This window comes from Pontibacter oryzae (assembly GCF_003576375.1).
GTDB classification, from domain to species: domain Bacteria; phylum Bacteroidota; class Bacteroidia; order Cytophagales; family Hymenobacteraceae; genus Pontibacter; species Pontibacter oryzae.
In genome coordinates, this window is the sequence record NZ_QWGE01000002.1 from 363,985 (window position 1) to 388,960 (window position 24,976).

General features: G+C 49.1%; 14 protein-coding genes. 9 read left to right on the forward strand and 5 right to left on the reverse strand.

Annotated elements, in window-relative coordinates; genetic code table 11:
* The first annotated feature begins 257 nt into the window (after positions 1–257).
* The 3 genes from D1627_RS06410 to D1627_RS06420 all read left to right on the forward strand — a co-directional run bounded on the left by D1627_RS06410 (position 258) and on the right by D1627_RS06420 (position 3,495).
* Positions 258–1,220 carry a tryptophan 2,3-dioxygenase family protein gene (locus tag D1627_RS06410; protein WP_119431405.1) on the forward strand — a complete coding sequence of 321 codons (963 nt, stop codon included), beginning with the start codon at positions 258–260 and terminating at the stop codon, positions 1,218–1,220.
* Between the two features lie 180 nt (positions 1,221–1,400).
* On the forward strand, positions 1,401–2,981 hold the full coding sequence (locus tag D1627_RS06415; RefSeq protein ID WP_119431406.1) for an NAD(P)/FAD-dependent oxidoreductase: 1,581 nt from the start codon (positions 1,401–1,403) through the stop codon (positions 2,979–2,981).
* Positions 2,982–3,132: 151 nt separating this feature from the next.
* The gene (locus tag D1627_RS06420) at positions 3,133–3,495 is read left to right on the forward strand and encodes a CoA-binding protein (protein WP_119431407.1); all 363 of its coding nucleotides are present in this window, start codon (positions 3,133–3,135) and stop codon (positions 3,493–3,495) included.
* 147 nt (positions 3,496–3,642) lie between these two features.
* On the opposite strand, the gene D1627_RS06425 is transcribed toward D1627_RS06420, so the two are convergent.
* The 3 genes from D1627_RS06425 to D1627_RS06435 all read right to left on the reverse strand — a co-directional run bounded on the left by D1627_RS06425 (position 3,643) and on the right by D1627_RS06435 (position 7,959).
* Positions 3,643–4,467 (reverse strand): SDR family NAD(P)-dependent oxidoreductase, encoded by an 825-nt coding sequence (locus D1627_RS06425; RefSeq protein ID WP_119431408.1) that lies wholly within the window; start codon positions 4,465–4,467, stop codon positions 3,643–3,645.
* 164 nt (positions 4,468–4,631) lie between these two features.
* On the reverse strand, positions 4,632–7,211 hold the full coding sequence (locus D1627_RS06430) for an ABC transporter permease (RefSeq protein WP_317125196.1): 2,580 nt from the start codon (positions 7,209–7,211) through the stop codon (positions 4,632–4,634).
* A 49-nt stretch (positions 7,212–7,260) separates the two neighbouring features.
* Positions 7,261–7,959: an ABC transporter ATP-binding protein gene (locus D1627_RS06435; protein WP_119431410.1), complete on the reverse strand. Its 699-nt coding sequence runs from the start codon at positions 7,957–7,959 to the stop codon at positions 7,261–7,263.
* A 149-nt stretch (positions 7,960–8,108) separates the two neighbouring features.
* On the opposite strand from D1627_RS06435, the gene D1627_RS06440 reads away from it, so the two are divergent.
* The 4 genes from D1627_RS06440 (at position 8,109) to D1627_RS06455 (ending at position 11,912) form a co-directional block, all read left to right on the forward strand.
* Complete coding sequence (locus tag D1627_RS06440; protein ID WP_119431411.1) at positions 8,109–8,828, forward strand: arylesterase; 720 nt, start codon at positions 8,109–8,111, stop codon at positions 8,826–8,828.
* A gap of 485 nt (positions 8,829–9,313) precedes the next feature.
* Positions 9,314–9,847, forward strand: a complete 534-nt coding sequence (locus tag D1627_RS06445; protein ID WP_119431412.1) for an RNA polymerase sigma factor — start codon at positions 9,314–9,316, stop codon at positions 9,845–9,847.
* Between the two features lie 15 nt (positions 9,848–9,862).
* The gene (locus tag D1627_RS06450) at positions 9,863–10,783 is read left to right on the forward strand and encodes a hypothetical protein (protein WP_119431413.1); all 921 of its coding nucleotides are present in this window, start codon (positions 9,863–9,865) and stop codon (positions 10,781–10,783) included.
* A 10-nt stretch (positions 10,784–10,793) separates the two neighbouring features.
* Positions 10,794–11,912, forward strand: a complete 1,119-nt coding sequence (locus tag D1627_RS06455) for an outer membrane beta-barrel protein (protein ID WP_119431414.1) — start codon at positions 10,794–10,796, stop codon at positions 11,910–11,912.
* Positions 11,913–11,966: 54 nt separating this feature from the next.
* Here the strand turns inward: D1627_RS06455 and D1627_RS06460 are convergent, their stop codons facing one another.
* The gene (locus D1627_RS06460; RefSeq protein ID WP_119431415.1) at positions 11,967–12,716 is read right to left on the reverse strand and encodes a TrmH family RNA methyltransferase; all 750 of its coding nucleotides are present in this window, start codon (positions 12,714–12,716) and stop codon (positions 11,967–11,969) included.
* Positions 12,717–12,731: 15 nt separating this feature from the next.
* Here D1627_RS06460 and tamL point away from each other — a divergent pair, with 15 nt between their 5' ends.
* Complete coding sequence (gene tamL / locus D1627_RS06465) at positions 12,732–15,182, forward strand: translocation and assembly module lipoprotein TamL (RefSeq protein WP_119431416.1); 2,451 nt, start codon at positions 12,732–12,734, stop codon at positions 15,180–15,182.
* 411 nt (positions 15,183–15,593) lie between these two features.
* The gene (locus tag D1627_RS06470) at positions 15,594–22,601 is read left to right on the forward strand and encodes a CARDB domain-containing protein (protein ID WP_119431417.1); all 7,008 of its coding nucleotides are present in this window, start codon (positions 15,594–15,596) and stop codon (positions 22,599–22,601) included.
* A 186-nt stretch (positions 22,602–22,787) separates the two neighbouring features.
* Here the strand turns inward: D1627_RS06470 and D1627_RS06475 are convergent, their stop codons facing one another.
* Positions 22,788–24,866, reverse strand: coding sequence for an alpha-ketoacid dehydrogenase subunit alpha/beta (locus tag D1627_RS06475; protein ID WP_119431418.1), 2,079 nt, complete (start codon positions 24,864–24,866; stop codon positions 22,788–22,790).
* Positions 24,867–24,976: the final 110 nt, after the last annotated feature.

Below are 24,976 nucleotides of genomic sequence, written 5' to 3' on the forward strand. Positions count from 1 at the left end.
ATTAAGTAGCAGCTTTGCGCTATTCCGTGGTTAATTTAGCTTTATTTCTACAAACCCGCTTTTTCTATCTACAAAACTTGCCCAACCTTCCATAAAGCCAGAGCTTAAGTAAGGATAATATGGTTAAATGCTTTTCTGAAAACCTAATAGCTCCGTAAAAAGAGAATAGATGTCTTATGTTACTGCATTCCATTCGCGGGCTCAACAATTTTCGTATTTTTGCCACAATTCACCCTCAAATAAATAACTCTCTCGGCATGAAGCATGCATTTAAACCCGAAGTGCTTGAACAGCTAAAGCGGCTGGAGGAAAAGTATGTACCCCTAGGGCAGGACCTGGCAGCTTACCTGGAAGGGCTCTTCCATACTAATTTTCTATCCTATTGGGATTATATCCATCTGGATGCCCTGCTGAGCCTGCAGAACCCGCGCACCGATATTCCGGATGAAAAGATCTTTATCATGTATCACCAGATTACGGAGTTATACTTTAAGCTTTGCCTGGAGGAGTTTAAGCAAATCGGTGAGACAAAGGATATTACAGTGGATGAGCTATTGCTTCGCTTGAAGCGCATAAACCGATACTTTGATAATTTGGTTAGCTCTTTCGATGTGATGGTGGATGGCATGGACCCCAAACAGTTCCTGCAGTTCAGGATGGCGCTGATGCCTGCCAGTGGGTTTCAATCGGTGCAGTACCGCATGATAGAGATTGCCTCCACAGACCTGCGCAACCTGGTGGATAAAGCCAAGCGCGCCGCACTGGGCCTAGAGAGCACGCACGAGGAGATGATAGGCTGTATTTACTGGAAAGAAGGCGCCACCGAGGTTGCCTCCGGCGCTAAAACCCTTACGCTGCTGCAGTTCGAGGAAAAGTATACCGACCAGCTTATCCGGTTTGCCAAGGAATACACGCATAAAAACGTGTGGTATGTCTATAAAAACTTGCCAGAGGAGGACCAGCAAAACCCAAAGCTGAAGGAAGCCCTGCGCAACCTCGATAGCAACGTGAATGTGAACTGGCCGCTGATGCACTACAAGTCTGCAGTGCGTTACCTGCAGCGCGACCCTGAGGTAATTGCTGCCACCGGCGGCACTAACTGGCAAAAGTATTTGCCTCCGCGTTTTCAGAAACGAATATTTTACCCTGAGCTCTGGAGTGAGCAAGAACTGGGAGAATGGGGCAAAGGCTGGGTAGACAGAGTGCTGAAAGATCTGTAAATCTAATGCCCGGAGCCTACACTGGTTCAAGAAGTCATACTATTTTTTCAACCATTGAATTAGTGCGCCTCTTGCGTTGTTACAGTCCAGCTGTGGCTGATTTTTTATAGTGCATAACTATATCACCATCAATTAAAATTTAATCAAAGAGTTTAAGGCTAACTACCTTACCTGTTAGTAATGAGAAAGAAAGAATTAGAACTGGTGCTTCCGCCAGAGCTCGCGTTTGATGCGCAGCAGCTAGACAGGGAGATCCTGAAAAGCGCACAGGTGCAGCCAGAAGATGTGAAATTCCTGCACCGTGTGAAGCGCTCCATCGATGCCCGCGGGCGAAGCGTACAAGTGCTAGTGCGGGCAGATGTATACCTGGATAACCCGCCGTCAGACATTATCTCCCCGAAGTATACTTACCCTGATGTTTCCAAGGCTAAGCAAGTTGTGATTGTCGGTGCCGGCCCGGCCGGGCTCTTCGCTGCGTTGCGCTGTATTGAACTTGGCCTGAAACCCGTGGTATTGGAGCGTGGCAAAGATGTGAGAAGCCGGCGCCGGGATTTGGCCGCCATCAACAAGGAGCATACCGTTAACCCTGACTCTAACTATTGCTTTGGCGAGGGCGGAGCAGGAACATACTCTGACGGAAAGCTCTACACCCGTTCCAAAAAGCGCGGCGATGTGCAGCGGGTGCTCCAGATACTTGTGCAGCACGGTGCCACTCCTGATATACTATTTGATGCCCATCCGCATATCGGCACAAACAAATTGCCTAAGATCATCGAGGCGATCCGGGAAACAGTGCGCGAGGCGGGCGGTGAAGTGCTGTTTGATAAGCGCGTGAGCGATTTTATACTTGAGCATGGCGAGATGCGTGGCGTAGTAACACAAGACGGCCAGGAATACCTGGGTGAGTCGGTTATACTTGCCACAGGCCACAGTGCCCGCGATATATTTGAGCTGCTGCACCACAAAGGCGTAACCGTGGAGGCGAAGCCTTTTGCCATGGGTGTGCGCGTAGAGCATCAGCAGAGCCTGATCGACAGTATACAGTATAAGTGCGAGGACCGTGGGCCTTATTTGCCGGCATCGTCTTACGCGCTGGTGCATCAAACACATTATAACAACAAGAAGCGTGGCATCTTTTCGTTTTGTATGTGCCCGGGCGGTTTTATTGTGCCATCGGCAACGGCTCCCGGCGAGGTAGTTGTAAATGGTATGTCGCCGAGCCGCCGCGATTCAAAGTTCTCTAACTCAGGCATTGTGGTAGCCATTGAGCTGGAAGATATGGATCTTAGAAAGTATGGCGCGCTGGCTGGCCTGCGCATGCAGCAGCAGTTGGAGCAGAAGGCTTGCCAAATGGCTGGCGGCACACAGGCCGCGCCGGCGCAGCTGCTCCAAGATTTTACCCGGTCCAAAGCTGGCGGCGAATTGCTGGATACATCGTACCAACCCGGTCTGGTGCCAGTGGATATGAATACCCTTTTTTCTGATGAGATGAGCTATCGCCTGCGGGAAGGCTTCAAAGCATTTGGAAACAAAATGCGTGGTTACCTAACAAATGATGCACAGATCGTAGGTGTTGAAAGCCGAACCTCCTCACCTGTGCGCATCCCCCGCGACCGTGAAACGCTAGAGCATGTGCATGTAAAGCGCCTGTTCCCTTGCGGTGAGGGAGCTGGTTATGCGGGTGGCATTGTTTCTGCGGCTATGGACGGAGAGCGTTGCGCTGAAATGGCCGCTATGAAAGCCGGTGTTCGATCTGTTTAAAGATAATTGTACCAGACATGTTAATGTAAAACCTCTCTGCATATTTATGCGGCGAGGTTTTACTTTTTAAAGCGGTCGAGGATCATCAACTTTTTAATTGCACACAAAGTACACTACTTATACTATGTGTTGAACTTAATACTTAAACGATATGAAAAAAACTGTTGTACTGGGAGCCTCAGATAACCCCACGCGTTACGCTTATAAAGCGTTTCACCGCTTGCGTGCACATGGGTATGAGGCGGTGCCAGTTGGGATAAAAAAAGCTGAACTGGATGGTGAGCCAATTATTACAGACAAAAGCCAGCCTATCGAGGAAGTTGATACAGTAACGCTATATGTTGGGCCGCGCAACCAGCCCGTATGGTATGATTATATATTAGGGCTAAAACCGAAGCGCATTATCTTCAACCCTGGCACTGAAAATCAGGAACTTGAACGGATGGCCCAGGAAGCAGGCATTGATACCATGCACCATTGCACCTTAGTGATGCTCGCCTCAAATAGTTATTAGAAGATAAAAAAACTTGACTCAGAATAAACTTAGATATTATAGATGCGTATAGGATAATATAAAGAGCAGATGGCATTTGTTGTCTATGCTCAAAATAAGCAGGGGCCTTGTATAAAGGCCCCTGCTTTGTTTTTATACTAGCACGAGTTATAGTTTACTCTCCGGGTTCAGTTCCTCATTTTCCTCTTCCATCAGGTGGCGCATTGTTGCGGCAAGTGCCTTATCAGGTATTACGTTTGAACCTGTTGCCTGTAGCTTGTTAGCCAGCCCTGGTACCACGCGTACCTCTCCATGCATTAGTGCATTATAACCTTCTCTGGCAACTTCTTCGGGTTCTGACAGGCTTCCGTGCGCTGCGCGCGTATGGGCAGCCCCCGCCCTCCTGAAAAACATTGTATTGCTAGCACCCGGGCATAGCGCAGTTACAGTAACGTCCGTATCTTTTAATTCATTGGCAATAGCCTCCGAGAAAGACAGTAAAAACGCTTTAGTAGCCCCATATATAGCCATTAGCGGCGAAGGCATGAAAGAAACCACGGATCCAAGGTTTAAGATTTTACCCTCGTTTCGTTTTTTCATATCCTTCAGAAAGAGCTTGGTTAGCTCCACCGGCGTAGTCACGTTTAGTTGAATAATCGCTTTTTCGCGTTCTAAATCAGTTTCGAAGAAAAAGCCATGCACGCCGGCACCAGCGTTGTTAACCAGCACGTCCACATCAATGCCTTGCTGCACAACTTGGTCGTAAACTTCTCTAGGAGCCTCTGGGCGTGTTAAATCTGCTGTAATGATGCATACTTTTTCCAAGCCATACTCATCTTGCAACTCGTAGCCCAGCTTCTTCATTCTGTCCGTACTCCTGGCAACCAGGATGAGGTTATAGCCATCTTTGGCAAATAGCCGAGCGAATTCCATCCCAAATCCATTTGAGGCCCCGGTGATAAGTGCGGTTTTTTCTTTGTTCTGTTCTTTCATAGCATTTAGTTAAAATTAATTCTGCAGGCAGATTTGTTTCTTTCCGTTTTACCAGCATCCAGGTGTTTTGGTTTCCTGCGTTTACGAGCGATGGGCGTAAGCTATAATAAAAGAGCGCCCGTGATACAATACCACGGGCGCTCTTTTATTACCTTCCGGTTGTTTTAAGCCTCTCTTCTTAAGACTTCTAGAGGTGGTCTGTTCAGGATGCCACGGCTGTTAAGCATACCTATAAAAACTGTCAGCAGCGTTATGCCCAAGAAAACTGGTAATAGCGGCGACAGGTCTGGCACAAACGCAACCTCAAAGCTAAAGATCGCCAGCGCCCAACTAGCGCCCACGGCAAGTATGATTCCGGTGCCAGCAGCCAGGGTGCCCAGAAGTAAATATTCAAAGGCGTTTATACTTAGTATTTGCCGACGACTGGCTCCAAGTGTGCGCAGCAGCACGCTTTCCTGTATCCGTTGGTATTTACTGTTGTTGATCGAGCCTATCAAAACAAGTAAGCCAGTGGTTATACTGAATAACGCCATAAACCGAATTACGAAGGAGATTTTGCCAAGGATGTCATCCAGCGTCTCCAGAATAAGGCCAAGGTCAATAGCGGATACGTTAGGGAATTGCTGCACAAGCGTCTGCTGAAAACTTGCTGCCTGCTGGTCGGTTTCGGTGCGCGTCATGAGTACATGGAACTGCGGAGCCTCTTCAAGCACGCCTTTCGGAAACACAACCAGGAAATTGCTTTGCACCCGGTTCCATTCTACTTCGCGCAGGTTAGCCACTACAGTGGGTAGTAAGGCTCCCTGCACATTAAACAAAAGGGTGTCTCCAAGCGCTACTTTTAGGCGCTCGGCGTATCTGTCTTCTAAAGAGATAGGTATAGGCCCGGTAGTGTCTGCTATTTTATTTTGCCAATCCCCTGCAATGCTGGTTTCAGAACTGATGAGCGAATCACGGTAGGTTACGCGGTACTCGCGGGTATAAGCCCAGTCCGGTATGCCGAGCGTGGTGTCTTTGCGCACGTCTGCGGCCGTGAGACCGCCAATCTCCTCCAAGCGCATAGTTACCACCGGCACGTACTGCAACACCGGTAGGCCTTGCGCTTTTGTAAGTTGAGCCACTTGGTCTTTTTGCGCGTTCTGAATATCAAACAGGACCAGGTTTGGCTGGTTTTCGCTACCGGCAAAGGCTACTTCGCTCAGCAGTATGCGCTGCATCAGGAAAAGCGTCGCGATGAGTGCAGTGCCCAAACCGATGGACACAGTTAGCAGTAACGTCTGGTTATTTGGCCGGTAGAGGTTGGCCAGGCTTTGACGCCATACATAGCCCCAACCCACCGGAAAAAAGCGTTTAACCAGCCACATCATTAATTTAGCAATGAGGGCAAGTATAAAGAACGACACAAACACCCCGGCTGTAAATGCCAACGCCTGAAGCCAGGTGCCAAGCTGCAGGTAAGAAAACACAAAGATGAATGCTACAATCAGGAAGTATACGGCCCATCGCAATTTGTCTTTACTACCGGAAGTATGCTCTACGCCTGCACGCAGCGTAATCAACGGCGACACGTTACGAATAGAAAGCAAAGGCAACAGCGCAAATAGCACAGATATAATCACGCCGATAGCAATTCCTTGAAATATGGCAGCCCAAGAAACCGCTACTGTAACCTCTACAGGTAAAAATGTCTTGAAAAGCTCAGGCAAGTATAATTGTATCAGGCTGCCAAGTATGGCTCCAACTATGGAGCCTATTAAACCCATCGCCATCACTTGGAAAAGGTAGATCAGAAAAGCCTGTGTGCCGCTTACGCCCAAACAACGCAGCACACCGATGCTCGGAAGTTTCTCTCGGATGTACACATGCACTGCACTGGCAACACCTACACAACCTAAAAGTAACGCCACAAAGCCAACTAAGGCTAGAAAACGGGCAAGGTCTTCGTATGCCTTTCCGGTGCTTTCCTTCCTTGTCTCGATGGTGTCGAAACCAAAGCCCGCTTCTTCCAAGCGTGGTTCCAATTTTTTCACCAGCTTATCAGGGTCGGTTGAGGCAGGTAGTTTATAATATTGGTAATAGCTGATGCGGCTGCCACGTTGCAGCAGCCCGGTTTCTTCGAGGTAGCGGCGCGGAATGTAGACAGCCGGGGCAATGGTTGCCGTCATGGCCGTTTGGCCCGGGATTTTATTCAGCGCACCTGCAATCTCAAAGGTCTGGTTTCCTACTTTAATGCTGTCGCCGGGTTTGGTATTGTATTGTAGCAGCAAGGTATGGTCTACAAGAGCTTGCCTGCCGCTGCTTCTAAAGGTGCTGCTAGCGCTTGCGGGTTCAGTTTCGATGGCGCCATAGTATGGAAAGCCGCCTTGCTCCAGTGCCCTTACCTGCACCAGACGTGTTCCGCCAGTGGATTTAAATAGCACCATTGATACAAAGCGCACCTCATCGGAACGGTCGCCGCCCGTACCAATAGAATCCAATAGCTGCTGCATCTCAGGTTCAATCTCTTTATTTGCGGCAATGACCAGATCGGCCCCTATAAGCGATTTTGCCTGGCTGTCGATGTCGGTGCGCAGGTTATCAGAGAATGAGTTAATGGCCACAAGTGCGGCGATGCCCAACACGATGGAGGATATAAACAGCGCCAACCGGCTGCGGTTTCGCCTGCTGTCGCGCCAAGCCATTTTTAGGAGCCAGCGTAAGTTTAGTGGGCGTTCGGGTATATTAGGGAGAATTGATTCTGACACAGCGTGCTAATGTAAATTGCGTTGAAAGTGAAACGGCTGTATTTGTTGCTTACGATTGGCTTACTGCGGATGTAACCTCATCGGAAACAATGGCTCCGCCTTTAATGCGGATGATTCTGTCGGTTTTGCCGGCAAGTTCCAGATCGTGGGTTACCAGCACAAGCGTAGTGCCTGCTTCGCGGTTCAGGTCAAAGAGCAGCCGCTCTACCTTTTCGCCGGTTTCCTCGTCCAGGTTTCCGGTAGGCTCATCGGCAAAAAGTATAGCTGGTTTGTTAGAGAAAGCCCTGGCCAGCGACACGCGTTGCTGCTCGCCACCGGATAGCTGCGTTGGGTAATGGTCGTGGCGTTCGGCAAGGCCTACCCGGCCCAGCAGTTCCATAGCTTGTTGCTGCACATTGCGCTCGCCACGCAGCTCCATGGGCACCATCACGTTTTCGAGGGCAGTAAGCGTTGGTATCAGCTGGAAGTTTTGGAAGATAAAGCCCACGTATTGATTGCGAACCTGCGCGCGCTGGTCCTCTGAAAGCTTATCCAGTGTGACGCCGTTAAGTATGACGGAGCCGGATGAAGCACGGTCCAGGCCTGCGCAAAGGCCAAGCAACGTTGTTTTGCCACTGCCCGATGGCCCTACTATGGCGCATACATCGCCGGCCTCTAATGAAAAGTTTATACCTTGCAGTACCGTCAGGTGGCGGTCGCCGCTGTTGTAGGTTTTAGTCAGATTCTGGATATCAAGGATAGTAGACACGTTTGAGAACAGTTTTTTTAAAGTATACGCAGCCGTATGTGCTGCATTAATTGATCGGACGCAGACCTGCGTGCCACAGAACAAAATAACTGATACGGCACGTTATAGGTTTAGAATAGCCCAAGTATAAATGTATTAAATTAAATTTTATGAATATAAAAAATAAGGTTTTAGCAATTGCATGTGCAACTGTGGTTGGCCTGGTTGCTTGCAATGAGGTTGACTCTACTAGTGAAACAGAAAGCGCAGATAGAACTGAAACAGCAGAAAATACTGAACCATCCACTCAGAAATCATCTGAAACGCAGACTATACTTTTCTTTGGCAACAGCCTCACTGCCGGTTATGGTCTTGAGCCAGACCAGGCGTTTCCGGCACTTATACAGCAACGCATCGACTCACTAAACTTGCCTTACAAGGTTGTAAACGCAGGCGTAAGCGGAGAAACAACAGCTGGTGGCAAAAGCCGTGTCGACTGGCTGCTGAAAAAACCTGTTGATATTTTTATACTTGAGCTAGGCGCCAATGACGGCTTGCGCGGCATAAATCTCTCCGAATCGTACGCAAACCTGAAGACGATTATTGAGAAAGTACGGGCCAAGAACCCCGATGTGAAAATTGTTCTGGCAGGCATGCAGATTCCGCCAAGTATGGGCCAAAAGTATACTTCTGAGTTTAAGGAAATGTATACGCGCATAGCAGCGGAAGAGAATGTGCTGCTGATTCCGTTTTTACTAGAAGGCGTTGCCGGAGACCCCGAACTTAACCAAGCCGATGGCATACATCCTACGGTTGAGGGCCAAAAGATCTTGGCTGATAATGTCTGGGAAGTGCTGGAGCCTGCGCTACTGGCTGAAGAGGCCGCTTAGACCGGTTTATTGCCCTACCTCGAAAAAAAGTTAGAAATTTTCACTGATTTAATAACCTTCTTAAACCAGTGGCGTAATAAAGTATGGCTAAAAGTTGAAAATTTGATTTTCACAAAACAAAAAACGACTCCTATTTTGGAGTCGTTTTTTGTTTCTGCCCTATCCTTTTTAGCCTTCTCTATTTCTAAATCAGATTTAATAGCTATCTCAAGCACTGTAATAATAACTGTGCTTCACATGACTGTTCTGCCTTTTCTTAAATTGCACCTATTCTAATAGCTTTTACAATTGCTAAGTCGTTTATTTTTCAGAATTTATAGTTGATGCACAGGTATTTATAGTTTCTGGATTTGTTGTGCCGAAAAAAAGATTAAAATTTATACTTCCTCAGGCAACCTAACGCGGGGCACCTTACATCTAAGGTGTAAAGAGCAGGCAATGCTCCGGGCATAAAACGGAAATTGTATAGCAAAACTTTTACAAGCGTGACAGAAGCAGAACTGATAGCAGGATGCCAACAGGCAGATGCAAAGGCGCAAAAGCTCCTTTACGAGCGATTCGCCGCGCAGATGTATGGTGTGTGCCTGCGCTATCTAAAAAACGAGATGGATGCCGAAGAAGCGCTGCTCAACGGGTTTATGAAAATCTATCAATACATAAACCGCTTTGAGGCTAAAGGAAGTTTTGAAGGTTGGGTAAGGCGCATAATGGTAAACGAAGCGCTCGCGTTTCTCCGCAAAAAAGAGCCGCTATACATGGGCATCGAGGAGAACCACATACAGGTTGCCGGCAATACTTCTGCAGATCAGGATTTGGCAGAGGGCGAGTTGATGGCACTGCTGCACACGCTCCCGGCCGGATACAGGGCTGTTTTTAACCTATACGCCATAGAAGGTTACTCTCACAAGGAAATAGCTGATATGCTCGGGATAACCGAGGGAACATCGAAGTCGCAGTTAAGTAAGGCCCGTGGCATGTTGCAGCGCCGCCTGGAAGGCCACAAGGCTATTGCCATTTAACAAGGAGGAAAAATCATGAAACCAGAAAACATAGATAACCTATTCAAAGAGCGATTGGGCAACAGCACCCCCACTCCTCCCGCCGACCTGTGGGCGCGCCTGCAGGAACGCATGGAAGCAGAGGAATTGACTGCCGCCGCTCCACAGCCACAAGCTGAAAAGCCCGTAAAACAACGCTTTTTTTGGATGTACTCTTCTGTAGCGGCTACTCTCTCGTTACTGCTCACGGTAGGCGTGGTGTTCTACAACATTGATTCGGGCACACCGGAGATACAGGAAACACTTACCAAGCACGATTCAAAGCAGCCGCAGGAGTTGCCTCTTTCTGCACCTGACTATACTTCGGCAGCAACTGAAGAGGTGCTGTCAAAGCAGGTAGAGCCGGAAGCAGTAGACGCAACGCAGCTGTCCGAAGAAAAAAAATCAAGCAACCAGGCAACCGCTGCCAACCAGCTCGCATCTAACATTACAAAGGCAACAGAAACTCAGAAAGCCTCAGCCAGAAAAAATACAAATGCTGTACAGCGACAAACACTGGCTAAATCTACTCCTGTTTCTGATGTTGCCAAGGTGGATGCGCAGCCGGCCATTGCCTCTTCTAAAAAGCCAGTAACAGAGTACACAGTGCCAACCGCCGCAACCGTAGACGTTGTGCCTGCCACTTTAGCTGCTGCCAAGTCTGATGCTAACATGAATGCCGAACCTGTCGAGATTATTATCAAGCGCTCGGTTGCCGCTCAAACTGCCATGGCTGAGAGCAACCCGCAAACTGATGGAAACAAGAAGGTGGCGCTGGCCAAAAACATCTTTAAGCAGGTGCGCAACCTGGCCTCCGGCGAAGGTGTGGAACTGGCTGACCTGGGTATCCGAGCCGATCGGGTAGCGCTGGAAACTAAAATCGGCAAACAGAAAATCTCAAAAGTGATCAATCTCTAAATTTAAAACCATGAAACGAATACTGCTACTCATCATGGCCATTTGCATGGCCGCCGCTACCGGTGTGTCTGCTAAAAGTGGCAATACCCTTAAGAATAGACTCCATACTGCCGACCAGGATACCATTGTGGTACGCATGGCCAACGGTGCAACCATGATCCTGCACCTGCAGAACATACAGCAACTACAAGCTTTCCAGAACTATAGCCTCGACTCACTTATGCGCGAACTAAACAAGTATGTGGAGCGCGTGGATAAGATGGAGAGCTCCAACAAGGAGTCGAAGGAGATGACGGTTACTTTCAACAAATCGCAGGCTCAGGACGGAAAAGCGGAGCAGGTAACTATTACCGTGCAGGAGGAAGACCCGAAAACCGGAAAGGTAAGCAAGGAAACGCATGAGGTAGTCATCAACAAAAACTTTAAAATTAAAGTGGATGTGGAGGAAGACGGCGAGAACACGCGTGTAAACGTGGACCTACCAAGCAAGCAGGAGCGTGATAGCCTGAAGCAGGTAAAAGAAGAGCAGAATTATAAGGCTACCAACTTTGGCTTCGACGTTGACTTGGGCTTCAATACCTTTACCGACCTGGATAACACACCGGACCTGAAAGCCTGGGGGTCGCGTTACGTAAGCCTGAACTGGCGCCTACGCTCGCAGATTGGTAGCCGCAAAAGCCCTGTTTACTTGCTCTCTGGTTTAGAGTTTGCCTTTAATAACTACATGTTCGAGGATAATATTGTGGTACAGGATGTGGATGGTGTGACCGTTTTTGAGAAGATGCCAGAACAGAACTTCGACAAGAGCAAACTGACCCATTCGTCAGTTAACCTCCCTCTAATGGCCCTGTTGCAGTTTGAGCGTGAGAATGGCAAAGATGGTTTCACGATTGGTGCCGGTCCGTTTGTGGGGTACCGCCTGGGCAGCCACAGTAAACTGAAGTTTGACGGCGATAAGGAAAAAGACCGAGACAGCTTTAACCTGAGCGACGTGCAGTACGGTATGGAAGGTGTGCTGGGGTATGGTGGCTTGAAACTGTTCGGCAAGTATAACATGAACGACCTGTTTAAAGACAACCGCGGCCCGCAAACGAGTGTGGTAAGCTTTGGGGTACGATTGTTCTTGTAGCCATCACAATAAGTATAAATAAAAAGAGGGGAGCCTTATAAGGCTCCCCTCTTTTTATTTTGCGTTTCGCATAAAGTTGTCGACAATGATAGCTGTGGCTGTAGCAACGTTCAGCGACTCTGCCCCCCCGAAAGCCGGGATCTTTATTAGCTGGTTCACCTGGGCTGCTACCTCTGGCCGTATACCTTTTGCCTCGTTTCCTAGTACAAGTATGCCTTCGGGCTTAGGCTGCATCCGGTGTAGGTTGTCGCCATTAAGGGCGGCACCGTAAATTTTATACTTCTCTGTATGCTGCTGCAGCCAGGCCGGCAGATCCAGGTAGTATACTTTTACGCGGGTAAAGGAGCCCATGGTAGAAGAAATAACCTTGGGGTTATAAAAATCAGCGCATGTTTCTGAGCAAATAACCTTATATATGCCATACCAATCAGCAATGCGTATGATAGTGCCAAGGTTGCCTGGGTCACGGATATCGTCGAGGGCGATGGCGAAATCTGATTGGCTGAGTTGCAATGGGGGTAGTTGCCGCATACGCGCCACTGCCAAGGCAGCGTTATTAGTGGCAAAGGTGCCGGCTTTTACAAGGTCTTCCTCCTTTACCACCTCATAAGTATAACCTTTGCCGAGCAGCGCGGTATGTTCTCGCAGGAAAGCATCGGTTACAAAAAGGTGCTGCAGCTCAAAGCCAGACTGTAGCAGCTCAAGTACGCTTTTAGCTCCCTCCACCACAAAGGCTTGGTGTTGGTTGCGGTATTTTTTTACTTGCAATGATTTAATGTACTTAACGACTGCTTTCGACAACATAGCTTGAATATACGTTTGAGATCACGATTATACATAACTGCCCTGATTTTTACAATGTCGGGCCTGGCGGCATGCGTGCCTACCAAGTATCTGGGCGAGAACGAGGAGCTGCTTGTAAGTATAGAGCCACAGGGGTTGCAAACCGTTGAGCCTGCTGCTATTCAGAACCTTTACCAGCAAGAGCCCAACCGTATGGTGTTAGGCTCAACGCCTTATCTGGCGCTATATAATTTTGGTAAAAAGTTTTACGACCCTCAGAAAATACAGGAGCGCATTGAGAAGCAGGAAGCGAAGCAAGTGCGCAAAATTGAGGAAGCTGGCACCGATTCCACAAAAATCGTGAAACTGCGGGAGAAGTATGACAGCCGCATTGAGCGTTTAAAGAACAAGAAAAAAGAAGGCAACTTTCTAATGCAGCTCGGCGAGCCGCCAGCTATTTACGACTCCCTGGAGATGGAACGAACCATGGAGCAGATTGACATTTTCCTCAACTCCAAAGGGTACTTTAACCATACTGCTTCTTACACCAAGGATACCCGCAAGGAGAAGCTCGCTTTTATCAAAATCAATATAAACGAAAACGAACCATATCGCTACAGCGAGCTCACTTACGATATAAAGGACCCGCGGATTCTCCGGATCGTAAAGTCACGGGATAACCGCTCTTTGCTACAGCCCGGTAATAAGTATGACGAGGATGAACTTACCCAGGAGCGCGACCGCTTGTACACGTTGCTGAAAAACCGGGGCTACTATGATTTCGTGCGCGCTTACATCGAGTTTGAGGTTGATACAAGTTATGCTGGCAACACGGCACGCATCAAAACGATCATTGAAAACCCGGAGCAGGATTCCGTTCACAAAGTATACACCATCAAAAACGTTTACTTCAAAACCGACCCCGACCGCTTTGGTGTCCCGCGCGACACAATGGTTTACAATGGCGTAAAGTATGTGGCGTATAACCATAAGTACTCTCCGCTTATTCTTGATAAGAAAGTGGATGTGTACCCAGGCCAGCGTTACAGCCAGCTGCGCACTTCCACTACCCAGCGCAAACTCGCCGACCTGGATGTATTTCAGTTTAACAATATACTTTACAGCAAGCTTTCCACCCCAAACGACTCCACCTTTGAGCTAAATGCTTTGGTGAATGCCTTGCCTGCCAAAAAATTTCAGGAGACAGCCGAGCTCGGGGTTAACTTTACCGAAAGGCGGCCCGGGCCTTTCTCCAGCCTTACCCTGCGCGTGCGAAACGTTTTTGGCGGCGCAGAAAACCTTGATCTAGGTATCCGCGGTGGTCTGGAGTACCAGGTGAGCCTCAGCGACCCTGACCAAACCGTGCAGATAAAAGAGTTTGGCATAAATGCCGCCTTGTCTTTTCCGGTTATACTTGTGCCTTTCACCCAAAACAGCCTGCTATCGGATTTTAGCCCGCGCACCAGGTTTTATACCGGTTATAACAGCGAGGATCGCCAAGAGTATGTGCGATCCACCTACGAGCTGGGCCTTGACTATATCTGGCAACGCTCCCGAAGCCCCTTGCAGCCCCCTGTTATGCAGTTTATACTTTCACCGGTTAACTTCAACATCGTTCAGGGTGAAATTCTGGATGATGAGTTCAGAACCAACCTAGAGAATAACAGCACGGGAAGCAGATCACTGCTGCAAAGCTTCGATGACGGTATTATCTCTTTTATCGGTTTTAATTTTATCTACAACACCAACGACTTCACGCAAACGCGCAATGCCCGTTATTTCAGGACTTTAATTGAACTAGGCGGCCTTACAAAAGAGCTGGGGCTAAACCTTAATATTAAGAACCTGCGCACTTACCAGTATGGCCGTATTAACCCTGATTACAGAAGGTACATCCCGTTAGGCCAGGAGCGTTATTTTGTTTACCGTCTGAATACAGGTGTTGTCTCGCCTATGTTTGGCGGAAATGCCATTCCTTATGATAAGTTCTTTTTTGGGGGCGGGGCATCCAGCGTGCGTGCCTGGCAGTCGCGTCGGTTGGGTTTGGGCTCGTATGCATCGCTTAGCATTGAGGAAGATGATGAAGGAAACCCTATCGGTATAGAGCGTGACTACAGTATAGAGCAACCCGGTGAGGTGCTTTTGGAGGCTAATTTAGAATATCGCTTTAATATGTTCAGCTTTATTAACGGCGCTTTTTTTGTTGATGCCGGCAATGTGTGGCTGCTCAACCCTGACGAAACGAAGCCCGGAGCAGATTTTCAGTTTAACAGATTTTACCGTGAGTTGGCAGTGGGCACGGGCTTCGGTATCAGGTTCGATCTTTCTGTGCTGATACTACGTTTTGACCTGGCTACTAAAGTTTATGACCCAGCTGAATGGAAAGAAAGTAAGTTTGTGCTGCCGAACTTTAAGCCGAGCGACTTCTTCTCCCGAAATAACAGAAGCACCAGCACCCTACAGGTTGGAATCGGCTATCCGTTCTAATTTTAAGAATTTCACTTAAGCAGTTTTTGAGCTTTAAACGGCCATTATTTTCCAAAAAAAGTTTAACGCAGGCTTTGTTTTTCCACTAATGGGAAAACAAGGCCTGCGTCTTTATTTTTTGGATTTGGATTTAAAATTAATCGCTGTGATGGATGTTAATTTTTACACCGCCAAACTATTAGCGTTATAATATATAACTGCTTGATCCTTATTTCCATTCTGTCCAACACAAGGGAATGCCATACATGTAAAATTACCTCTATGTGTAGAATAACATAAAAATACTGTTAATAAAGTATGACAAAATTAATATCGAACTGATTAGGCATTTGCTTTGACTAAAGACGATTAGCTTTCCGAGGAACGGGTAACTGGTAGCGGCGAGCAAATAATCAACTTTTCGTCAAATACATGAAAACACTATTACAAGCTCTACTTGCCCTTTGCCTCCTGCTGCCTCTACAAATCTTGGCCGAAGGATCAAAGCAATTAACGCCAAATAATTCTACGTTGGCTTTAACTGACCCTGGGAATGATAGATCAGGCTATCTGGCACACGATGCAAACTACGCCGTTGGAACAGGCGTAGCTCCTACCTCGCTAGGCTTCCTAAAGCCGTATGGTTTCACCAGAAATGGATCTACCTATTCTGAAGACCATCGCCTGTATGTGCGCCTGAAACCTAACGAAACCCTATATTATGGAGTGCGTCGGGCGCAGCATGATCAAGGTTCTGGCAACCATGCAGACCTAACTATCGATTTAAGGTATATAACAGCTGCCTCCGGTAGAACTGGTGCTTTGGCTAGCTCCAAAACGCTAACCGCAGATATAAACTCCACAAGACATATGGGGTTAGTGGCTGGTGCTGGTGTAATAGGTAATAAAACACAGGTGAATAATGGTCCTAACAGGCCCGCAAGAGGCACTTTTGCAGCTGTTACGAACGGATATTCGCCTTTAAGCTATACAAACACTACAGGTTCAACTCAAGATTTCTTCATTGAGTTTACACAAGCTGGCGAAGCCAATATGACCGATGGCCAGCGATTCTCTGTATACGACCTTTGGGACTTTACTGTAATCGGTACGGACGGCTCAGAAAAACCAGGCCGCCTGCATGCTAAGCTTTGGTCTTTCTCGGCAGGTGGAACTGATAACGTTTTCTCGAAAAACTTTAGCATGTACCCGCTGATTCCTTCGGAGCAATCCGGCAAATATTTTGTAAAGAAGCTAGACTTAGCCGGTATTGCCCCGCAGAACTTTTTCCGTTTTGTTACCAATAGCAAGGGTACAAGTGTAGGCTCAACTACCGAGCTAAAGCGTAAAAGCCAAACAACCCAAACTGACTACCCTGAGTATTTTAACTTTATTAATAACCCTGATGAGGAGTTTTGGCCAACTGCCTCAGCTCCTTCTTTTACAGTTGGCATTAACACCGTTTGCGATCCGTCTACGAACACGGGTAAGGTTACTTTCACCGCCAACAGCTCTGAGAGCAGCACATTCATTGTGCTAATTGACTTGAACGGAACTGATGGTTACCAAACAAACTCTAAAGACGTTTTGCTTGAGAAAACCGGCCCTGCCGGTGTGAAAACTATTACCTGGGATGGTAAAGATGGTTTGGGAGCCAACGTTGCCCCAGGCACAAGTATAAAATACTATTTCAAGAATGGTAGTGGCCAAATCAACTTCCCGGTGTATGACGCTGAGAAAAACCTGTATGGTTTTAAAGTGTTTGATGTGCGCCCGACAACTGGTGCCGCAAGTAGCTCCTTATATTGGGACGACACTAACCTTAGCACATCTCGTTTTCCTGCACCACAAACAGAACTTTGGGGCGTTGCCTCTGGTAGTGGCGTTCACAAATGGGGTTCTTTAGGCACGGGTGGTGACTTGTACACAGTAAATACATGGACTTACGGCTACACTAACGAAACAAACCAGTCACTTAACTATGCATATGACTGCTCTGCTGATATTGCCGTAACCCAATCCGTGGTTGCCGGGCCATACTATAATGGTAGAGATATCACCTACACTGTTTCGGTGAAAAACAATGGGCCAATGGATGCAGTTAACTCTACCATTCAGTATACGCTGCCAGCCGGCTTAACACGCATCAGTGCAACACCTGCAACTGGTTCTTACAATACTACTTCCAATATTTGGACAATACCTTCGCTTGCTAACGGGGCAACAACTACGCTAACCCTAGTGGCGCGCCCAACTACTACTGGGTCGCTAACCTCAACGGCAGCCAGAAGTGGTGGTAGTACGGTTGACAATGTATCAACAAACAACTCCGCATCAACAACTGTAACTGTAAGCCCTAGCGCCGACATCGCCGTGACCAATGCCGTGTCGGCTGGCCCCTACTACGTTGGCAACAATGTGACTTACACGGTGACGGCGACCAACAACGGCCCGAACAGCGTGAGCGACGTTACGGTGACTGACAAGCTGCCTGCCGGCGTGACGTTCGTGTCTTCGAGCGCGGGCGCCAGCTACAATGCCACGACTGGCGTTTGGACGATCCCGACGCTAAACAGTGGCGCCAGCACAACAATGACCCTTACAGGCACGCTCAATCAGGCTGGTACAATAAGCACCACGGCCGCGGTGAATACTTCGTCTGCCTACTACGACTCGAACAGCGCCAACAACTCAGCCTCCAACAGCATCACGGTGGAGGGCCAGAGCGACGTGCAAGTAATCGGATCGGTATCTAATGCCAACCCGGACCTGGGCGAGACCATCACCTACACCTTCCAGGTGAAGAACAACGGGCCGAGCAGCGCGACCAACGTGGTGCTGGCTAACCGTATCCCGGCAACGCTGACAGTGGTAAGCACCAGCGCCTCGCAGGGTTCCGTGAGTAACAACACCTGGTCAGTTGGCACATTGGCCAGCGGCGCTACTCAGACACTTACCATTACGGCTAAGCCTAATACCTCTAACACCACAATTAGCCTGACGGGCACGCAGACGCACACTGAGTACGATGCCGTTGATTCTAACAACTCTGCCACGGTAACGGTTAACGTAAGAGCCGCTGCTGACATCGCGGTAAGCAACGCCGTATCGACGGGCCCCTACTATGTTGGCAATAATGTGACTTACACGGTAACGGCGACCAACAACGGCCCGAACAGCGTGAGCAACGTTACGGTGACTGACAAGCTGCCTGCCGGCGTGACGTTCGTGTCGTCGAGCGCGGGCGCCAGTTACAACGCCACGACTGGCGTTTGGACGATCCCGGCGCTAAACAGTGGCGCCAGCACGACAATGACCCTTACAGGCACGCTGAATCAGGCTGGTACAATAAGCACTACTGCCGCGGTGAATACTTCTTCTGCCTACTATGACTCGAACAGCGCCAACAACTCAGCCAGCAACAGCATCACGGTGGAGGGCCAGAGCGACGTGCAGGTAACCGGTAGCGTATCTAACGCCAACCCGGAGTTTAATGAAGTAATCACTTATACTTTCCAGGTGAAGAACAATGGCCCGAGCAGCGCGACTAACGTGGTGTTGACTAACCAGATCCCGGCAACGCTGACAGTGGTAAGCACCAGCGCCTCGCAAGGTTCCGTGAGTAACAACACGTGGTCGGTGGGCTCCCTGGCCAGTGGCGCTACCCAGACGCTGACCATTACGGCAAAGCCAAACACTGGTAACACGGCCATTAGCGTAACAGGCACCCAAACACACACCGAGTATGATGCTGTTGCCTCTAACAACGCGGCCACAGTCAATGTTAACGTAAGAACTGCAGCAGACATTGCAGTGGCAAACGTGGTTTCTACGGCTGGCCCCTACTACGTTGGCAACAATGTGACTTACACGGTGACGGCGACCAACAACGGCCCGAACAGCGTGAGCGACGTTACGGTGACTGACAAGCTGCCTGCCGGCGTGACGTTCGTGTCTTCGAGCGCGGGCGCCAGCTACAACGCCACGACTGGCGTTTGGACGATCCCGGCGCTAAACAGTGGCGCCAGCACGACAATGACCCTTACAGGCACGCTCAATCAGGCTGGTACAATAAGCACCACGGCCGCGGTGAATACTTCGTCTGCCTACTACGACTCGAACAGCGCCAACAACTCGGCCTCCAACAGCATCACGGTGGAGGGCCAGAGCGACGTGCAGGTGACTGGATCGGTATCGAATGCCAACCCGGACCTGGGCGAGACCATCACTTATACGTTCCAGGTGAAGAACAACGGGCCGAGCAGCGCGACCAACGTGGTGCTGGCTAACCGTATCCCGGCAACGCTGACCGTGTTGAGCACCAGCGCCTCGCAGGGTTCTGTGAGTAACAACACGTGGTCGGTGGGCTCCCTGGCCAGCGGCGCTACCCAGACGCTGACCATTGTGGCCAGGCCTAATACATCCAACACAAGCATTAGCCTGACGGGCACGCAGACGCACACCGAGTACGACGCAGTTGCCTCTAACAACGCGGCAACTGTTACTGTAAATGTGAAACCTGCCGCCGATATCGCTGTTACCAACACTGTTTCAGCAGGGCCATACTATGTTGGCAATAATGTGACTTACACGGTGACGGCGACCAACAACGGCCCGAACAGCGTGAGCGACGTTACGGTGACTGACAAGCTGCCTGCCGGCGTGACGTTCGTGTCGTCGAGCGCGGGCGCCAGCTACAACGCCACGACTGGCGTTTGGACGATCCCGACGCTAAACAGTGGCGCCAGCACGACAATGACCCTTACAGGCACGCTCAATCAGGCTGGTACAATAAGCACCACGGCCGCGGTGAATACTTCTTCTGCCTACTATGACTCGAACAGCGCCAACAACTCAGCCAGCAACAGCATCACGGTGGAGGGCCAGAGCGACGTGCAGGTGACTGGATCGGTATCTAATGCCAACCCGGACCTGGGCGAGACCATCACTTATACCTTCCAGGTGAAGAACAACGGGCCGAGCAGCGCGACCAACGTGGTGCTGTCAGGCCAGATCCCGGCAACGCTGACCGTGTTGAGCGTGAATACAACCCAAGGCAGCTTTAGCAATAACGCCTGGTCGGTAGGCACCCTGGCCAGCGGCGCTACCCAGACGCTGACCATTGTGGCCAGGCCTAATACATCCAACACAAGCATCAGCCTGACGGGCACGCAGACGCACACCGAGTACGACGCTGTTGACTCTAATAATGCTGCTACGATTTTAGTGAATGTGAAAGCTTCTGCCGATATCGCAGTAAGCAATGCTGTTTCAGCACCTCAGAATGGCAAGTATCGTGTTGGTGATATAGTTACCTATACTGTTATAGTTTCTAACCTTGGTCCGGACGCTACTACGAATCAAAGGGTAAGTTATGTGCTGCCAACAGGTTTGGAGCTTGTGTCTCAGTCTACTACTAAAGGCACTTATAATACTACAAATGGCCTGTGGCAAGTAGGCAGACTGACCAATGCAGAACAACAAACGCTAACAATTACCGCTCGTATTGTTGCAGAAGGTACTATTACAACAAATGCAGTTAAAAACGGAGGCTCGGTAACAGACCCTAATAGCAGCAACAACTCTGCTTCTGTTACAATAAATAGTGATAAAGCAGATATAGCTGCAGTGTATGTGGTTGCCCCTGCTAAACACTTTTATGATTATACTAACGGTAACGTACTTGCAACTGTAACTGATGATGACGGCGCAATAGTAGCTGCTAAATTGGTGTCAGGCACATTGCCAGCAGGCTCTGTTCTGAACGCAGATGGCAGCATCACAGTGTCCGACTTCCGTTACCTGCGCCCAGGCTCATACCCTGTAAGCATTGCTACAACCGATGCAAACGCTGGAGTTACTACCCAGACTATTACACTTGTAATAAATGGTGACCGTGATGGAGATGGCGTAAACGATTTCACCGACATCGATAACAACAATGATGGCATCACAAACATAGATTCAAGTAAAGGTGCTGATCCGTTCGGAGACGACGACAAGGATGGCTTGCTGAACTACACAGACCCGGATTATGTGCATCCTTTCTATGGCGCTTTCAGAGACAAGAACAAAGATGGCATCAACGACTGGTTCGATATCGACATGGATGGCATCATAAATAGCTTTGACATTGACATTGATAATGATGGCATCACAAACGTAATTGAAGCAAATAGTGGAGTTTTACCTTCGGAAGATGTGTACGATGCAATGAATGGGATAATCCGAGGCAGCGTGAGCACCAATGGTATGCCTGTTATCATTCAAACAGCTTCAAACTCGGGTAAAACCATTCTGGCAATGCCTGATACCGATAGCGACAGGCTTCCTGATTTCCTTGACCTGGATTCTGACAACGATGGTTTGCCTGATTTACTGGAAGGACAGACGACTAAAAAGTATACCGTACTGGCTAATGCTGATGCTGATGGAGATGGTTTGGATGACGCCCTAGACCCAACCTGCGGATGCGAGAAAAACGGTTATGCGGTTGTACCTGTAAACCACGACTTCGACACAATCCCGGATTATCTAGACTTGGATAGTGACGATGACTACACCCCAGACTTTGACGAAACCTTTGACGAAAATAAAGACGGAGATTATATAAGCGAAATGAAAACCCGTGGTACAAATTTCTCGAACGCATCTAGGCTTAACTACTACTCTCCTAACGACATAACCCCGGATGGCAGACCAAAATGGTTAGCGCTAAACGCAAACGACGTTCCTCTGTTGCTGGTATACGGAAGTGGCCACTACTACGACACAGATAAAGATGGTATGATCGACCTGTTCGACACGGATAACTTTGGTGCGCCAATGGTTCGCATTGTAAACGCAACCGGCGAAATGAGCTTCCGCGAAGACCCGATAGTTACGCCATTGCCAGTAACGCTGATGAAGTTTATGGCCAAAGTTAACCATAACGGCGTGCAGCTAACCTGGTCTACGGCCACCGAAATCAACAACGACCGTTTCATTATAGAGCGCAGCCAGGATGGTAAAACGTTCACCGCCATCGCTTCGGTGAAAGGTGCCGGAAACAGCAGCGTTACATTGAACTACAGCTTCGTGGATGCAAAAGCTCCGGTAGGCACATCATACTACCGCTTGAAGCAAGTGGATTTTGATGGCAAGTATGAATACAGTACTGTAGTAGCAGCAACACTGACTAATACCCTGAATGGGCAGCAGCCAAAAGCAACGCTCTACCCTAACCCAACTAATGGTTATGCCAAGCTTAACATGGCTGCCTTGCCTTCAGGCACCTATTCAGTGGCCATCATTAGCATGGACGGCCGCTTAGTGAAGCAAGTACAGGTAAACAGCGAACTTGAGCAGGAACTTGACTTGAGTACGCTGGCAAACGGCAAGTATGTGCTGCGCCTGCAAGGCCAAAACGTGCAGCAGAACATCAACTTCCTGAAAAATTAAATTCACACAAACAATCACTAATCTAACAGTTAAGGCCCTGCCATTTTGGTAGGGCCTTTCTTTTTTATTATTTGATTAACCTGTGAAGAATAAAAAAAGCAAGTATGGAAAAGGACAATAAGCCTTTCCCATACTTGCTTACAAATTGACTGAATTAAAAGCTAACTCAGGTTTATACTTGCATGATTAGTAATTAAGTAGCTCCTCCATATTTGCTGCAACCTTCCCCGGGTTCGGAAGCATCATTTTTTCCAACTCCACATTAAGAGGAATGGCTGGTAAGTTTGCGGCACCCAACGTGTAAATCGGGGCATCTAACTTCTGAAAGCAGTCTTTAGACAAGCGGCCAGCCAAGGACTCAGCGAAGGAATTCATGAGCGGTTCCTCAGTTAGCACAAGCGCTTTGCCGTGGCGTTCCACAGATGCTTTCACGGTTTCGTAGTCGAGCGGGTTCAGCGTGCGCAGGTCCACGATCTCAATACTTCCCGGGAATTGCTTTGAGGCAGTCTTGGCCCAGTACACGCCCATGCCGTAAGTTATAACCGTCATGCTGTTGCCCATGCGTACCTCCTTCTCATCGGCCTGCTGCACAATATTGGCTTTACCCAATGGCAGGATGTAGTTTTCGTCTGGCTCAATAGTTTTGGCGTCTTCTGTTCCCGGCACTTTAGACCAGTAAATGCCTTTGTGCTCCAGCATTACAACTGGGTTCGGGTCAAGGAAGGCAGCCTTCATCAGGCCTTTCATGTCGGCGGCGTTGCTCGGGAAAACTACTTTTATGCCTCTAATATTCAGGAGCGTGGATTCTATACTTCCGGAGTGGTACGGGCCGCCTCCGCCATATGCGCCAATCGGTACCCGGATAACAGACTGGATCGGAAACTTGCCGTTGCTCAGATAACAGCTTTTAGATAACTCCTCGACCAACTGGTTTATGCCCGGCCAGATATAATCTGCAAATTGAATCTCAACGATGGCTTTAGCGCCAACGGCAGACATGCCTGCAGTAGAGCCAACTATGTAAGCTTCCTGAATCGGGGTATTAAACACACGGGCATCGCCATACTTCTTGGCAAGCAACGCCGCCTCTCGGAAAACACCACCTAGTTCACCGCCAACATCCTGGCCATAAAATAGCGCTTCCGGGTATGTGCGCAAGATGTCATCCACGGCATGCAGGGCGGCGTCCACCATAATGGCCTTTTCGGCACCTGCCGGGCTGCGCTCGCCTTTTTCCTCTGTAACGGGTGTGGGTGCAAACTCATGCGTATCAAAAGTGGCTGGCTCAGGATTTGGAGCGTTCAGGGCGCGCTCATAGTCCTGAGCTACCGTATTCTTGGCATCCTGCTCCAGAAGCTTCACCTCATCCACAGCAACGCCGGCCTCCAGCAACAGTTCACGCAGCTTCGGGATCGGGTCGTCGATGGCGTGCTGGTTCAAGTTGTCGCCGCGGTACCACTCCCGGCGAACCCCGGAAGTATGATGGCCGAGTAACGGAACTTTGGCGTGCACCAATATCGGGCGGCGGACCTTACGCGCATACTCAATGGCTACGCGCATGCCTTCGTACGATTCCTCGAAATCGGAGCCGTTTACGCGCAGGCGCTCCATGCCTTTAAAACCGGCGGCAAACTCAAAGGCATCCATGGCGCGCATTTCTTTACCCGTAGCCGATATTCCCCAATCGTTATCCTGAATAAGGTAAACGATCGGCAGGTTTTTCAGCACAGCCATCTGGAATGCCTCAGACACTTCGCCTTCAGTTACCGATCCATCACCCAAAGAGCAAATTACAATCGGCTTTTCATCGCCATTCAGCAAGCCCTGGCTCTCAAGGTATGCTAAGCCATGCGCCATACCTGTTGCCGGAATAGCCTGCATGCCCGTGGCAGAGCTTTGGTGCGGAATCGTTGGGAAGCCATCGCGCCTCAGCGACGGGTGTCCATAGTATGTTCGGCCGCCACTGAATGGGTCATCGGCTTTGGCCATCAGTTGCAGCATAAGCTCGTAGGGCTGTAACCCCATGCCAAGCAGCATCGAGTCGTCGCGGTAGTAGAGCGAGGCATAGTCGTAGGGCTTTAACTGCATGGCGGCAGCCAGCTGTATGGCCTCGTGTCCGCGCGAGGTGCTATGGACATACTTGCTGCAAATGGCTTTATTTTCTTCGTAAGTATCTGCCAGGGTTTTGGCAATTATCATGAGTCGGTAAGCCTTCTTAAGTAATTCCAGATCAAGTTTTATGGCTTCCAGGGTATCTTTTGACATAAGACGTTTTAAGGTTTGCCCCAATTTACGAATTTTCGGGTTTTAAGTAAAACAGAGATTGTGTTCGGCAAAACGGCAGATATTAGGTAATTTTGCACTCCGATGGCGTA

Coding starts and splice junctions, on each gene's coding strand:
- D1627_RS06440 (WP_119431411.1), top strand. CDS start 8,109: ATGAATATAAAAAATAAGGTTTTAGCAATTGCATGTGCAACTGTGGTT.
- D1627_RS06460 (WP_119431415.1), bottom strand. CDS start 12,716: ATGTTGTCGAAAGCAGTCGTTAAGTACATTAAATCATTGCAAGTAAAA.
- D1627_RS06415 (WP_119431406.1), top strand. CDS start 1,401: ATGAGAAAGAAAGAATTAGAACTGGTGCTTCCGCCAGAGCTCGCGTTT.
- D1627_RS06420 (WP_119431407.1), top strand. CDS start 3,133: ATGAAAAAAACTGTTGTACTGGGAGCCTCAGATAACCCCACGCGTTAC.
- D1627_RS06475 (WP_119431418.1), bottom strand. CDS start 24,866: ATGTCAAAAGATACCCTGGAAGCCATAAAACTTGATCTGGAATTACTT.
- D1627_RS06450 (WP_119431413.1), top strand. CDS start 9,863: ATGAAACCAGAAAACATAGATAACCTATTCAAAGAGCGATTGGGCAAC.
- D1627_RS06425 (WP_119431408.1), bottom strand. CDS start 4,467: ATGAAAGAACAGAACAAAGAAAAAACCGCACTTATCACCGGGGCCTCA.
- D1627_RS06470 (WP_119431417.1), top strand. CDS start 15,594: ATGAAAACACTATTACAAGCTCTACTTGCCCTTTGCCTCCTGCTGCCT.
- D1627_RS06455 (WP_119431414.1), top strand. CDS start 10,794: ATGAAACGAATACTGCTACTCATCATGGCCATTTGCATGGCCGCCGCT.
- D1627_RS06410 (WP_119431405.1), top strand. CDS start 258: ATGAAGCATGCATTTAAACCCGAAGTGCTTGAACAGCTAAAGCGGCTG.